The organism is Bacillus sp. ISL-18 (assembly GCF_018613415.1).
Classification (GTDB): domain Bacteria; phylum Bacillota; class Bacilli; order Bacillales; family Cytobacillaceae; genus Neobacillus.
In genome coordinates, this window is record NZ_JAGGQG010000005.1 from 117,622 (window position 1) to 130,813 (window position 13,192).

The 13,192-nt window shown below is 34.4% G+C and carries 12 protein-coding genes and 4 pseudogenes; 11 read left to right on the plus strand and 5 right to left on the minus strand.

The annotated features are described in order from the left end of the window. The first annotated feature begins 143 nt into the window (after positions 1–143). From J7E81_RS09075 to J7E81_RS09105, 7 genes are all read left to right on the plus strand, one after another. Positions 144–557 carry a hypothetical protein gene (locus J7E81_RS09075; RefSeq protein WP_215041835.1) on the plus strand — a complete coding sequence of 138 codons (414 nt, stop codon included), beginning with the start codon at positions 144–146 and terminating at the stop codon, positions 555–557. A gap of 191 nt (positions 558–748) precedes the next feature. After that, positions 749–1,144: a hypothetical protein gene (locus J7E81_RS09080; protein WP_215041836.1), complete on the plus strand. Its 396-nt coding sequence runs from the start codon at positions 749–751 to the stop codon at positions 1,142–1,144. 105 nt (positions 1,145–1,249) lie between these two features. Continuing rightward, the gene (locus J7E81_RS09085) at positions 1,250–1,762 is read left to right on the plus strand and encodes an NUDIX domain-containing protein (RefSeq protein WP_374104016.1); all 513 of its coding nucleotides are present in this window, start codon (positions 1,250–1,252) and stop codon (positions 1,760–1,762) included. A 129-nt stretch (positions 1,763–1,891) separates the two neighbouring features. Then, positions 1,892–2,431 (plus strand): nucleotidyltransferase domain-containing protein, encoded by a 540-nt coding sequence (locus tag J7E81_RS09090; RefSeq protein WP_215041837.1) that lies wholly within the window; start codon positions 1,892–1,894, stop codon positions 2,429–2,431. A 165-nt stretch (positions 2,432–2,596) separates the two neighbouring features. Continuing rightward, positions 2,597–2,800 carry a zincin-like metallopeptidase domain-containing protein gene (locus tag J7E81_RS09095; RefSeq protein ID WP_285292002.1) on the plus strand — a complete coding sequence of 68 codons (204 nt, stop codon included), beginning with the start codon at positions 2,597–2,599 and terminating at the stop codon, positions 2,798–2,800. A gap of 683 nt (positions 2,801–3,483) precedes the next feature. Then, entirely contained in the window at positions 3,484–3,726 is a 243-nt protein-coding gene (locus J7E81_RS09100; protein WP_215041839.1) for a hypothetical protein, read from the plus strand. Position 3,727: 1 nt separating this feature from the next. Further along, on the plus strand, positions 3,728–4,003 hold the full coding sequence (locus J7E81_RS09105) for a hypothetical protein (RefSeq protein WP_215041840.1): 276 nt from the start codon (positions 3,728–3,730) through the stop codon (positions 4,001–4,003). Between the two features lie 873 nt (positions 4,004–4,876). On the opposite strand, the gene J7E81_RS09110 is transcribed toward J7E81_RS09105, so the two are convergent. Both J7E81_RS09110 and J7E81_RS09115 read right to left on the minus strand, forming a co-directional pair. After that, positions 4,877–5,158: a DUF3847 domain-containing protein gene (locus J7E81_RS09110; protein ID WP_215041841.1), complete on the minus strand. Its 282-nt coding sequence runs from the start codon at positions 5,156–5,158 to the stop codon at positions 4,877–4,879. Positions 5,159–5,175: 17 nt separating this feature from the next. After that, complete coding sequence (locus tag J7E81_RS09115) at positions 5,176–5,424, minus strand: DUF2452 domain-containing protein (RefSeq protein ID WP_215041842.1); 249 nt, start codon at positions 5,422–5,424, stop codon at positions 5,176–5,178. Positions 5,425–5,636: 212 nt separating this feature from the next. Between J7E81_RS09115 and mobQ the strand changes: the two genes are divergently transcribed. After that, positions 5,637–7,652 (plus strand): MobQ family relaxase, encoded by a 2,016-nt coding sequence (gene mobQ / locus J7E81_RS09120; RefSeq protein ID WP_215041843.1) that lies wholly within the window; start codon positions 5,637–5,639, stop codon positions 7,650–7,652. Positions 7,653–7,813: 161 nt separating this feature from the next. Here the strand turns inward: mobQ and J7E81_RS30485 are convergent. Together J7E81_RS30485 and J7E81_RS31505 are read right to left on the minus strand one after the other, a co-directional pair. Beyond that, positions 7,814–7,995 (minus strand): annotated as a pseudogene (locus J7E81_RS30485) (L,D-transpeptidase); the annotation flags it as partial. Between the two features lie 129 nt (positions 7,996–8,124). Further along, a pseudogene (locus tag J7E81_RS31505) lies at positions 8,125–8,270 on the minus strand (transposase); the annotation flags it as partial. A gap of 224 nt (positions 8,271–8,494) precedes the next feature. On the opposite strand from J7E81_RS31505, the gene J7E81_RS09125 reads away from it, so the two are divergent. Further along, positions 8,495–8,767: an HU family DNA-binding protein gene (locus J7E81_RS09125; protein WP_215041844.1), complete on the plus strand. Its 273-nt coding sequence runs from the start codon at positions 8,495–8,497 to the stop codon at positions 8,765–8,767. A 629-nt stretch (positions 8,768–9,396) separates the two neighbouring features. On the opposite strand, the pseudogene J7E81_RS09130 reads toward J7E81_RS09125, so the two are convergent. Continuing rightward, positions 9,397–10,670, minus strand: a pseudogene (locus J7E81_RS09130) (IS110 family RNA-guided transposase). Positions 10,671–10,906: 236 nt separating this feature from the next. On the opposite strand from J7E81_RS09130, the pseudogene J7E81_RS09135 reads away from it, so the two are divergent. Then, positions 10,907–12,200, plus strand: a pseudogene (locus J7E81_RS09135) (IS110 family RNA-guided transposase). Between the two features lie 632 nt (positions 12,201–12,832). Continuing rightward, entirely contained in the window at positions 12,833–13,120 is a 288-nt protein-coding gene (locus J7E81_RS09140) for an ArsR/SmtB family transcription factor (RefSeq protein WP_215041845.1), read from the plus strand. Positions 13,121–13,192: the final 72 nt, after the last annotated feature.

The window sequence follows — 13,192 nt, forward strand, 5'->3', positions numbered from 1 at the left end:
GCAAGAGTTCAAGATCCAGCTGCCATTTCAGGTGGCTTTTCTTGTTTCGCTAACGGGCATTTTACTTGAAGAAGGATTATAGTTATACAATGGCGAAATAGATTATTTTAAAAGTTCTAAACAAACGGAGGTTGGAGTCGACAATGGACCCAAGAAAAATATTTTTAATTGAACTACACGAGATAATTAAAAATAGTTCAGAAGAGATACGAAATCATTTAGTGAGCCCATCCGAAGATAACATTGTATGGGATGAGTTTAAATTGAGCGAAGAAGAATTAGCTGCTTTAAAAAAATATAAATTTGATGATGTAGCCTTATCAGCTATCGAAAAAACAGTTAGAGATACTATTCTTGTGGCATTTCACGAAGCTTTTTCCTTATTGGACGCTGTAAGAGACCCAGAAGTTGTTGAGCTTGATGATACTTGGCTTGGATTAACACTTAGGGAGCCTAGTGAAGAAGAAGAAGAAGAAGAGAACGAGGGGTTTCTCCACGATGAGGTTTATGATGCCTATTGGGATTGGTCGGAACAGAGAAATAAAGATGAAGATTAATAATGAATAAACAGCTTTAGTTCACAATAGTTTGTGATATTTTGTACTTACGCTAACGGGTGCTTATGTTCAATAACGGGGTGGCTACGGCGATCCCGTTTTTCCTTATTGAAGTAACTGGCAGTTTAGTTTAATAAAGAATAAAAAGTTGTAAAAAATAAAGAGTAAATGAAAATATGAGGTGAACCTTTGTGGTTAAACAATATTTAATCTTCTTAGGATTTATTATATTTGCTTTTACTCCTTTACAAACTGTTAATGCAGAATCCATTTCGATTGTTCAAGAGCATTATGTCACCACAGAGGATATTGTTAGAGATATTTTATCTCCGATTATTGATAAAAGGTTGATAAAAGAGTATGGGTTGGATGCTTCTACTTGGGTTTGGGAAAGGATAGACAGAATAACCTATAACGACAATTATTCTTATGATGTTGCGGTAAGGGTGCATATCCCTTCCAATGACAAATATAATTTGGTTAAGTTAAGAATTTTTCCATTCTGCGACAGTGAAAAAAGCAAAGAACTAAAATGTAACCAAGGTTTAAATATAGAAATTGTAGAGTACAAACATATATCCCCTTGATTTGCGTTAATACTCAACTAACGGGTCCTTTTTTGGTGAGATTAACATAAATTCATTTTTGTAAAGTTCGTGAAAGAGTGTACTTAAACTAACGGGGCAGTAGAGTTGAAGAAGGAATTATTATTTGAAAGATGGAAATTATTATGTAAATCTTTATTTGGGAGTGGTTTTGTGAATAAACCATTGTTAAGGGCTGAAGGGATTATTGTAAATGAAGATAAGACAAAAATTCTTGTGCAATGTGATTTAGAGGAAAGTTTCTATCGTCTTCCTGGTGGAAGTATTGAATTCGGTGAAACAGCAGTTGAGGCTATTAAAAGGGAGTTAATTGAAGAATTTGATTTACACTCAGATATTGGTGATTTAGCTTGTATAAATGAAAATATTGTTCAGTATGATGGGAAGAAAAGGCACGATTGCACTTTAATTCATTGGTGTTCAAGTAATAATAAAATAGAAAATGAGTTAATACATAAGGAGAAATCAGAAATCAAACTCGTTTGGCGTACTATACCGCAATTGAGAGACAGACCGTTTTATCCTGAAGGAATACTTAAAGTTGTCACTTCTAACAAAAAAAATATTTCTCATATAAAAGTTGAAAAGAATTATGACTAATACCTTATTCAACAAACGGGTGTTAGTCTTTAAGAAGGAGATTGGCTTTTTCTTGTTGAAGTAAAGGCAGAATAAGAAATGGAATATACTGACTCTCACAGGGCTGAACATGGGAGTAGGAGGTTTTAAATGACACACCAAACCTTTGACGAACAAACTGAGTCACAATTAAAGATATTGACTGAAATTAGTACAATTTCTAAGACAATTGGAATTGAATTCTGGTTGCGTGGAGGATGGGCAATCGATTTTTTACTTGGCAAGATTACCCGTAAACATGATGATATTGATTTAATAACGTGGATACAAAATCGGGAAATGTTAGAGTGTGAACTTTTAAAAGCTGGATATGAGAAGATACCCGTTAAAGAGGAATTTCGTGATAGACAGTCTGATTTCTGTAAGGATAGTGTAGAAATTACATTTGGTTATATATCTCGTTCAGACGATGGAAACCTTATTATGAATGGATTACCTGAATGGATTTGGAGACCAGACTCTTTGCTTCCACAAACTTTTATTTTGAATGGAATATCAACTCACGTACTGAACCCAACACAACTTTTGGAAGAAAAAGAGGTATATGAACAAATTGGTCGGACACTAAGACAAAAAGACGCAGAAAGCAAAAAGATATTACACCAAATAATAGATGAAACATTGTATTAATATTAGATTGTGAAAAAATGTACTTAAAGTAACGGGTGCATTACTTCAATAACGATGTTCCGCAATCGGGGGCGATTGTTGGACAAGAATTAAAAGGGTGATACATATTAGTCATGTATAATATGTATCACCCTTTATTTTTTTTGACTTTTTACAAATTAGGTCTTGATAAAGATCGGTGCTGCAATGTTATGTGGAATGGCCGGAATTGATAACAGCACTATAGAGAATAGCGCTAGCTATATCTATTCATGGCTGAGAGTTTTAAAAAAAGAAAGCCGATTGGTTTTACAAGCAGCTGCTCAAGCACAGAAAGCAGCTGATTATATTTTAGGAGAAACTATGGAACAGTCACTAGACGAAAACTAAAAAGAAATACTCACTCATTAAATCAAAATTTCACCTTTCACCGGCAGATCTGCAGCCGGTGAAAGGATAAATCTAAAATCATATTACACTAACAAAAGGAATGAAAAAATATGAAGGTTTTTCAGTTTGTTTTTTGCAAAAGACTTCCAAAGAGTATCATTTTTCGTGGACAAAAACGAAGAAAAAGCAGAAAAAATGTTTCTATAGACTTTAATATTGAAGATCATTATAAATTAAATCGTTTCAAGAATGTGAACTATTAGTCGAAATATCCATACGGAAGTGATTGAAGTTGTTTGATACAAATAATAAGTATCAAGATACCTAGAGTTTTTTTTATTTTAATAATAAAAGAGAACAACACAGGCTATATTGTAGCCGGTGATGCTCTCGAATGGTGGAATTAAACATTGGTTTTTTTCTTGATGAAAGCAGGCATAGAGTTTGCTGGATGGTTGCCACAGCAACCTAAAACCCTTCACAGATTATTCTAGGAAGAAGGTGATGTTTTGTTGGACATAAGCTGAGCTGAAAACCTTTAAGAGTATGAGATTTAAAGAATTAAAGATAAAGAAAAATGGAACCAATATTTTCCCTGATACACATATTCGTAACAGGAATAGGGAAGGGAATTCCCGATTGAGTAGAAAGTTCAAAATACAGGGATCAAGGAGAGGATTGGAATGAAAACTTGTCCATATTGCGGCAGTCATATCGAAAGAATAGATCATCAGTATTACTATTGTGATTTTTGTTGCATGAATATTGATATCAGTATTATTAAAGAAAATCACGAACGGTTATACGTTCGATTTCGTGATTTTGCATTAGATGGCTTTATTGATAAGACCACACCTGAAATGATGAAATTCTCTACCTTTGAGCTGTTGAATTTGCTTAAAATGATTCCGAAAAGAACGAAATAATATGTACCATCTTATGAACGTTTTTCACCAGGCAGGGAAGGAAGGCATTACAGAATATATAGAGGTGGAAAAAGAAACAGGCCGTGATTATATGTATTACACAAAAAAAGCATTTGTAGTAGAAAATATTATTCGGACCCGTTTAGGGTATGTACCTGAAAGGATTACGGAAAGTTATCTTGTAAGGTATCTGCAAAACATCAAAAACGGCAAAAAAACAGGTCCTATGATTATTCGGACACAGCGGAAGGAAACAAAGGTTAATGAAAAGGGGTAATGTTCCATTAAAAATACATGGAAGTCGATATACCAATTTTTTCAAAATCATGTACTTGAGTTATGTATGTTCTCTATTGCTCCGAATAGTTCAGCTTTTTTCTTTTTTTTGCCTTTTATAAATTCTGAGTTTTTATGTGTTAATTTATACTTTTATATAATTTTAATAGTTCTTTATTAGGTTTTGGTGGCTTCACCCTTGAGTTGTCTTTAAGGAGGCTCATCATTACATTTCACCTTAAAAGTTCTATTAGATAGGAAAATGAGGTTAATGAAGAAAAGAGGGAGAGATATAGGACAACCTGGAGAATGAAAATTTTGTGTAATTCGAAGTATCCTAAGGGGTGCTTTTTTTGTTCCAAACAACACTATTATATTGAAAAACTTCATCAAATTTTGAACCTTTTTAGTACATCAATTCATCTAAACTCTCAATGAAGAAAGTGGAGTATTAGAAATAGGGAGATAAAGGTGCAATTGACCGGGAAAAGTGGTAGGATTCTTATCAAACAAAGACAACCGATATTAGTTAATGTTTAATATTGGCTCATCTAACATCATGATTATAATTACTGTTGATGGAGAAGATTATTTAAATATCATCAATGAATTACAGAAAGCATCGGAAAACTCGGTATAATTTAAGTGAATTCATAAATTTAAACACTTTTTAAAAAATTAGATTATTGATTAAAATATTTTGCCAGACGTAATTCATATTTAATAAATGAAATACGTTTAAAAAGATAATGATAAACCAATCAAATGCTTAATAAAATTAAATCTTTCAGATTAATCACTCTTAATAGATGAAATTAATCATGAATAAAGAGGAGTAGTAAAAGAAGAAAAGCGTACTAACAACTATAGAGATTCAATTAATACGCTTCTCGATTTCCTTCATTTTTTGAATTTGTTTTAAAATATAATCGTTATTTCTATTTTTAAAATCAGCTAAAACCTTTAACAAATCTTCAGTGTCTGTAAGAGAGTCCTTTTCATTTTCCATGTATTGTTCGAAAAGTGCTCCTTTTTGAATCAACCTTCTTGTTCTTTCCCGGCGATCTTCATTAGAGATTTTATATTCTAAGACTTTCTTTTTTTGCTCCAAAGCTTTTATTTTGTTCTCAAGTTTTTGTAACTCATCATTTGACATTTTTATCACCCAAAGGTTTAATTGTTCGTTTCATCTGTTTCTAGCTCTTCGTTAGAGGAAGCAACCTCGTAATAAACCTTTACTTGGTCTTTAAATAAATCAATTAATATTTTTGCTTCACTAACATCTTCAATTCTCCAAGTATCCATTAAGTACTTACCAATTTCCCTTTGGGTATTGGTAAGTATTCGTTTTTGTTTTTCTTTTAATTTTTTGATTTGCTCTTCGATGTCAGTTATTTTATTCGTTATATTTTGCTTTGGCATTTTAGCACCTCTTTTTAGATAGTTTACTATATTATAGCATTTGAACCAAATGATGGGAAATGATATAATGGTCCCAATATCGGAGATTAGAGCGCACTTATATACCACTTCATAGTATTGTGCATTGTCCCCTCCTTCTAAGGGGACAATTTCGTGAGGCGTCTAAAAAATTCGCTTTGCTCATGTTATTAAAAATTGAGGTGACTATCACTATGGCAATCTATCATTTCTCAAATCAGATCATTTCAAGGAAAAAACAACAGAATACAATAGCCGCTGCAGCTTATCGTTCTGGTGAAAGATTGATAGATGAAAGAACGAATGAGGAAAAGCATTATAAAAGAAAAGTGAAACCGATTACTCATATTCTTGCGCCTAGTCATGCACCTCAGTGGGTCTATGACCGTCAACAGTTATGGAATGAAGTGGAGAAGAAAGAAAAACAATGGAACGCTCAACTGGCTCGTGAAATCAATGTTGCGTTACCAAAAGAGTTATCTTATGCGGAACAAGAGAAATTAGCCATCGAATTTTGCACTGACATTTTTGTAAATGATGGGATGGTTGCCGATTTATCGATCCATCGTGATGATGAAGAAAACCCTCACTTTCATGTGATGTTAACGATCCGTCCATTCAATGAAGATGGATCATGGGGGAATAAACAAATGAAAGTAAAAGAAATGATTGATGGAAAACAACAAGTTAAAGCAGTACATATAACAGATTGGAATACAAAAGAAAAACTGCTTTATTGGAGAGAACAATGGGCTCATTATGCCAATCGCTTTCTGGAGAAAGATGGATTATCTGAAAGAATCACTCATTTATCAAATAAAGATAGAGGGATTGAGGTACTGCCAACGATTCATGAAGGTTTTGTTGCAAGACAGATGCAAAGTGAAGGCAAAGAATCAGATAGGATTAAAATGAATACTGACCGAAGAAAGTATAACCAAACGGTCATTGACCTTGAAGATGCTAAGAGAGAATTAAAAAGTAAAGAAAGAACAGAAAAGTTTGTTCGTCGATTTACTCCTTTAGAGAAAAAACAATTAAGTCAATCTGCAAAATCATTAAGAATGTTTGTAAACTTTGAAAATATTAACAACCGAAAGATACAGTTAGAAAAATGGCAATACCGACTTGAATTTCATCAAGATTCCATAAATAAATATAAAAAATTAAATCGAATAGAGAAAGAAACAGAGCTGTTATATCGAGCAGAAGAAATTTTGGAAAAAGAAGCGAATCGATTTTTAGAACAATATTATCCTAATCTAAATAAAGAAGAATTATCTAAAGATCAAAAAATTGAACTTGTTGAAGTAACAGTTTCGCAAAATAAGTTGGTAAGCCACAACGAAATTGAAAATGTGATTAGGGCAGTAGAGAAAAAACAAATCGAAAGAGATCTTCACGGTTTATTAAATGATCGATCTTATTTTATTTTTGCTCTTCAAAAGAAAATGAAAAATGCAGAAGTTGAGTTTAATCAATTAAGAGTTACTAACGGTATTAACTTTTCGGATGAATCTACCATCAGAAATGTTTCTGACCAAGTTTTAAATAGAATGCAATTGTTATTAAGTGAAAAAAGTAAAATGGAGAAATCCTTGGAATTAATAGGTCGCAGTTACGATTACCAACTTGAAGAAATGTATCCTAATTGGGACGGCCGTCATTATTTGACTCTTGAACAAAAAGAATTCTTTGTCATGGCCAAAGAGTATTATGGAAGAATCATATTGCCAGAAGATTTTTCAACTATACCGAGAAAATATTCAAAAGAAGATCAGCAAAGAATTATTTTTTCTTTGTATTGCATGAATAATAAAGAAGAGAAATTAACCATACAAAATCAATACAGGGAACTTTTAATTAATAACTATCCTGATTTTCAACTCGATAACAAATCCTACATGAATATGTTTTATCATGAATGTCTGAAGTTTTCTGATGAAATTGGATTAGAAAGAATGAATCAACTTCATAGCGTATTCGATGTTATATCGATTGAAGATGTGGAAGAATCACGATATAAATCTTCTACCACCTTTACGGTATATTTCAATAATGATCAAAGTTACTTTCCAGCTCATGGTTCTGATTTCTTTTCTATCCTTGAAAGTGCCATTCGTGAAGCTGATCGCAAATGGAGGGAAGATGAATTTGAACAACAACATAAAAACAAGAGGAATAAGCGACAAAAAGGTATGGATCGTTAGTTGAAGCCACCCACTGATTATTTACCTAATAATCTATTTGCGTTAAGGAATATTTCCGTTGATCAGTTCATGAACTATTATTACAAAAGCCATATACAAGTCGTCTTCATATAGATGCAGATATTCTTTCTTTTAGAAGATAGATTATTTGTTCCATGTTAACTGTAATGAGGTCTTGACAATCCCATCCAAAGCACTCCGAATGGTCCGCCAGGATTAGGATTCTTGTTGAAAAACGTGTATGTACCATTAAGTGTTGAGGACAATATTTTTCCAACCGCAATTGGGAAAGTTTTTAAAATCCTTTTACGATTCAAAAGTATAACTGGTGTTTTGATTTGATACATCAATTTATTCCGGCATGAAAATCAACTCCATTTTTTGAATACAGTATTGAAGTAAATCAGGCATATGTTTATTATCAACAATTGGTGGATAGTTAATAAGAAAAGAAAACCAAACTTATTAATGTCATAAGGCTCATGATTGCTAGGTAGAGAAATAGTCGCAGTCTTGCCCTTCCACGCTTTGAAGTGAAAATCTGACTTCCATTTCGCCTGAACTTGCTTCAACTAGATGTAATCCCACATGGCGTAATAGAGAGTTTCCGTGAGAAAAGCAACCTGCTGGAGAGCAAGTACTTTTTCAATTTTTAGAGAATAGATAAGGTTATGGAAAAATACATCTTATTTCGTCAAAGAGCCAGTCCTAGTATTATTTCTCATGAAAAAGCAGGAATTTACCTTTCATTTATCTAATCTAATTAAGTGACAAACATGTAGAACGTATGTTACGTTTTTATCCCTACATAATTTAAAAATAATAAGAAGAGGTGTTTGAATATGAATAAAACAGAACTAGTGAATGCTGTTGTAGCACAAACAGAATTAACAAAGAAAGATGCTGCATATGCGGTCGATGCATTGTTTGAAACCATCTCTAATACTCTTGCTAAAGAAGAGAAAATCCAGTTGATTGGATTTGGCACATTTGAAGTGCGTGAGCGTGCAGCTCGAACAGGCCGTAACCCACAAACTGGTGAAGAAATTCAGATTTCTGCTTCTAAAATTCCAGCTTTTAAACCAGGCAAGGAATTAAAAGAAGCTGTTAAATAAGTTTGTATAGTTCTTAAAGAAGTGGCTCTAAGGAATAATCCCTAGAGTCTTTTTGAGTTTAAAATAGTGTGGTCTAACGGAGGGAGGCATTTTGGTCATACGGCAATATAATTAAATAGGGATCAGGAGGAAATTGAATAAGTTATCAAAGTAGATTGTGAATAATTTCACTTAAACTCCCTCAGTTTAATACGATTTTCTCGCAAATGCTCGCTTATTCGCAGGATTTCATAACCCTTGATATGGATTTAACGATTAAATGAAATGAGTTTAGGTTATTATGGCTCCGTGAAGGCATAGTTAAATAAAGGAGTGATATTCAACTCCACATTTTACCATATGATGTACATTCTCCACGCCGCCCCTGGAGGCTTTCCCTCCCATGTCTCAACGAGTCATTTGCCCTATCATTCCTTCGTCATGCCTATCCAAGGGGTGGAGGCCAGTTATGCTAACGGGATGGGTCAGTGCCCTTTTGTTTAAGTAATCTGGTACTCCGTACATATTTGAAATCCTACGAATAAGCCAACATTCAATAATTGTATAAATTAATAATCACTCTTTAATCTTATTTATTGGAGTTTCCCTTTCGGGGAAACTAGAAAGTGTTTCTAAGAATCTAATAGTTTTTATGCTGCTAAAGAAGTTATAGGTTGTAATTTTTCTGGACGATAAGATTCATTTCGTTTAGCTATTCCTACAAATACCCGAGCCAGTTTACCAACCAATTTCATAATTGAATTCATCTTCTTGATTTTTTTCACCTTAACATTAGTGGCATGTAAAGATTTAAACTCAGGGTTGTTCATGACTAGGCTCATCGTCGCTAAGTAGAGGAAACGCCGCAGTCTAGACCTTCCACGTTTAGAAATGACAATTTGACCTTTCCACTTACCCGAGCTTGCTTCAGCTAGGTGTAATCCTGCATGACGTAGTAAAGAATTCCCGTGGGAAAAACCACTTAAATCTCCAGCTTCTCCTAATATACCAGCCAATGAAATCTCACTAATTCCTTTAATAGTAAGCAATTGATGTGCATATGGAATATGTTTAAGTGCTTCTGTGACTTGTTGTTCAACTCTATCGAGTTGTGTTGTTGAGAGATCATATTCCTCTAGTAATTGTTGTAGATGAAATTTATAAGCATCAAGTGCTTGCCTAGTGCCGATTGAACGTTTAGCTAAATGAATAAGTAATTGGGCTTTTTTTAATCCAGGCTGTCTCTTCATCAATGACTTCCACCCGATAACAACGTTATGAGGTTGTAACGAACGCAATTCCATCGGGGTAGGAAATAAGCGAAGGGTTGCGATTGCTCCTTTACCAGTCACATCTTTAAATACTTGTCGGAGCTCAGGAAAGACAACGTCTACCCAACGATTTATTTGGTTGATTGAACTTACGAGACGCTTAACAATCACGTCACGGTTAGACATAAGGACTCGAAGTTCTTCAAATGATTCAGAAGTTGGACGAACGATGGAATAGTAACCATTCTTCACCATATCAGCGATAACTAGTGCATCTTTTTTATCGCTTTTGGACTGGGTATTATCTCGGTTCTCTTTATTTCTTTTTACATGGTACGGATTTACTGTTACTACATCAATATTCTGTTCGAAAAGCCATTTTGATAGATTAATCCAGTAATGTCCCGTAGGTTCCATTCCGACTAAAGCTGTATCTAGTTATTTGTCCTTTTTAGTTTGTTAATCCAGTGCAATAAAATAGTAAATCCATCTTCGTTATTTTCAAATGTAAGGGGATCACCGACTACAATTCCACGGAAATTCACTGCTCGAGCGACGTGAAATTGTTGAGCGATGTCTACACCAACCACGAGGTGTTTATCGGAAATTCTTTCTATTAGTTGATTTTGTTTGTCTTGCATTTTAAACTTCATAGTAGGGGTTCCTCCTAAGGTTTTGAGTTAGAGTGGTGTCTATACTCATATCTTACTGAGGAGCTCTTTTTTTATCAAAGTCAATAATTAACTCTCTACAGGAATGCTAACGGGGCAGCATTCCTGTAATGAGTGAAAATGAGGTTTGAACAAAAAAATAACCTCTTGGTAGAATAAGAGTGTCCGGAAGCTGGCCAGCAAAAAGGACAACACTCAAAAACCAGGAGGCTTATAAAATGAATTATAACCAAAATAAGAATATCGCTCAAATAACTTCTCAAACACTTATTATAGGTGTGGATATTGCTAAATTCAAGCATGTGGCACGTGCCCAGGACTTTAGAGGAATGGAGTTCGGATCACCTTGCTATTTTGAAAACTCAAAAAGAGGGGTTCGGTCATTTTCTTAATTGGATTTCTGAACTGAAGAGAGAACAAGCCATGGAAAAAGTGATGGTTGGAATGGAACCAACTGGCCACTATTGGTTTAACCTGGCACATATTCTGAAAGAAAATGAGATTAAGTTTGTAGTAGTCAATCCCTTGCACGTAAAGAAAAGCAAGGAACTGGATGATAATTCACCAACTAAAAATGATGTAAAAGACGCAAAAGTCATTGCCCAGCTGGTAAAGGACGGAAGATACGCTGAACCTACGATACCGCAAGGAGTATATGCCGAGCTCCGGGTGGCGAAGAAAATACGCGATCTTCTAACGGATGACCTACAAACGGTCCAAGGACAGGTTCACAACTGGATTGACCGGTACTTTCCAGAATTTCTATCGGTCTTTAAGAAGTGGGAAGGGAAGGCAGCCTTACAATTCTTAAAACTATATGCTTTACCTCATGAAATAATAAAATTCTCTGATCAAGAACTGCTAACCCACCTTAGAAAAGCCGTTACCCGGAGTGTGGGGCTTAGTAAAATCCGAGGGTTAAAGCAAGCTGCCAGTAAGTCCATCGGACTTCGGCAAGGATCTGACATGGCCAAACTGGAGCTGAAAATGTTACTAGATAAATATGAACTCATCCAGCTTAAATTTGAAGAATTGGATGCGAAAATAGATGTATTACTTGATGAAATACCTGGAGTACCACAAATGTTGGCCATTAAAGGTGTCGGGAGGGATACAGTTGCCGGTTTCTTTGCGGAAGTGGGTGACCTGAATGATTATACCCATCCCAGACAAATTATTAAGCTGGCTGGCTTAAGTTTAAAAGAAAATACATCCGGTAAGCACAAGGGGAAAACGACCATCACAAAGAGGGGCCGTAAGAAACTAAGGGCCCTGTTATTTAGGGTATGTATGATACTAGTAGCTAAGAATTCAGCGTTTAAAGCATTACATGCCTACTATACTCAACGTTCTGATAATCCATTAAAGAAAATGCAATCCCTTATTGCTTTATGTAATAAACTAATCCGTATTTTCTGCATAGGTAAAAAGAAATTTGAATTTAGTGAAGAAAAGATGTTAAAGGATATTCCTCATTTGTCGGTATCAAAGAAGGTAGAAATGGCAGCCTAACTTTGGTTTAGTTTAGATAAGTAGTAGTTCTGTTTTTATAGATTTGGAGACATATGAAGCACGGATTAGTCGGCAAAGCAACTAAATTACGGGCTTGGACCCTGTGGGGCAGCATGGCTGACATCCACCTCATGGAAAGGTTGGACGAAGGAATTTGAGAGCGAAGACTCTGTGAGGCATGGGAGGGTTGACCTCCATGAGTAAATGTGGACATCCACCAGTGCGGTTATATTTTTACTCATCTACCATTTTCTGCAAGGGACTGGTTAGTGGGTTATAGCTCTTTTTTCTCCTAGAGTCCAATTTTATCCTTTGGAGTAATATCTACCCACCAATATAGCAATCACTTGTAAATAAACTACTAAGAAAATCTAAGAAAAACGGAGAAATCGGGAGATTTCGCTTGCTTTATTGAGGGAGGTTAGTTGAAGAAAGATATTTGTGTACATAAAAATGAAAAATTTATTGAAAGGATCATACTGATTGGGTTAAAGCGCATAGAACAATAGATATCTGTTAGCCGGAAAACCGAATCCTTTACATCGCATTTATTTCATGATAGTATTTAATTCGATTTATATCGAAATACTTAAGGTAAAACTTTTTATATTAGAGAAAGGAGTACACCAAAAATGGATATTGATCAAATTGTTAAGGTACATAAGGCTTTGGGGGATAGTACCCGATACAAAATTATCCAAATTATTGGTAAGGAAAATAGTTTGTGTCCAGCACAGCTTGAAGGCCATCTTGATGGTATTCCTTTATCCACCTTATCTCATCATTTAAAGCAATTATCTGATTGTGGTGTTTTAAATCCCGAGAAGCGAGGAACCTATATTTTTTATAGTTTGAATGAGGATATTATAAAAAAATTTGTACCTGAATTATATGATATTTCCATTAAACCGAAATCATAAATATAATAATTCTGTATTTATATGGAATTATTTTTTTGTTTGTTATTTCTATTTTTTTCGAAATATAAAATG

What these genes read in the sequence shown, in the direction of transcription:
- J7E81_RS09075 (WP_215041835.1), top strand. Translation starts at nt 144, where the DNA reads ATGGACCCAAGAAAAATATTTTTAATTGAACTACACGAGATAATTAAA.
- J7E81_RS09090 (WP_215041837.1), top strand. Translation starts at nt 1,892, where the DNA reads ATGACACACCAAACCTTTGACGAACAAACTGAGTCACAATTAAAGATA.
- J7E81_RS09100 (WP_215041839.1), top strand. Translation starts at nt 3,484, where the DNA reads ATGAAAACTTGTCCATATTGCGGCAGTCATATCGAAAGAATAGATCAT.
- J7E81_RS09105 (WP_215041840.1), top strand. Translation starts at nt 3,728, where the DNA reads ATGTACCATCTTATGAACGTTTTTCACCAGGCAGGGAAGGAAGGCATT.
- J7E81_RS09110 (WP_215041841.1), bottom strand. Translation starts at nt 5,158, where the DNA reads ATGTCAAATGATGAGTTACAAAAACTTGAGAACAAAATAAAAGCTTTG.
- J7E81_RS09115 (WP_215041842.1), bottom strand. Translation starts at nt 5,424, where the DNA reads ATGCCAAAGCAAAATATAACGAATAAAATAACTGACATCGAAGAGCAA.
- mobQ (WP_215041843.1), top strand. Translation starts at nt 5,637, where the DNA reads ATGGCAATCTATCATTTCTCAAATCAGATCATTTCAAGGAAAAAACAA.
- J7E81_RS09125 (WP_215041844.1), top strand. Translation starts at nt 8,495, where the DNA reads ATGAATAAAACAGAACTAGTGAATGCTGTTGTAGCACAAACAGAATTA.
- J7E81_RS09140 (WP_215041845.1), top strand. Translation starts at nt 12,833, where the DNA reads ATGGATATTGATCAAATTGTTAAGGTACATAAGGCTTTGGGGGATAGT.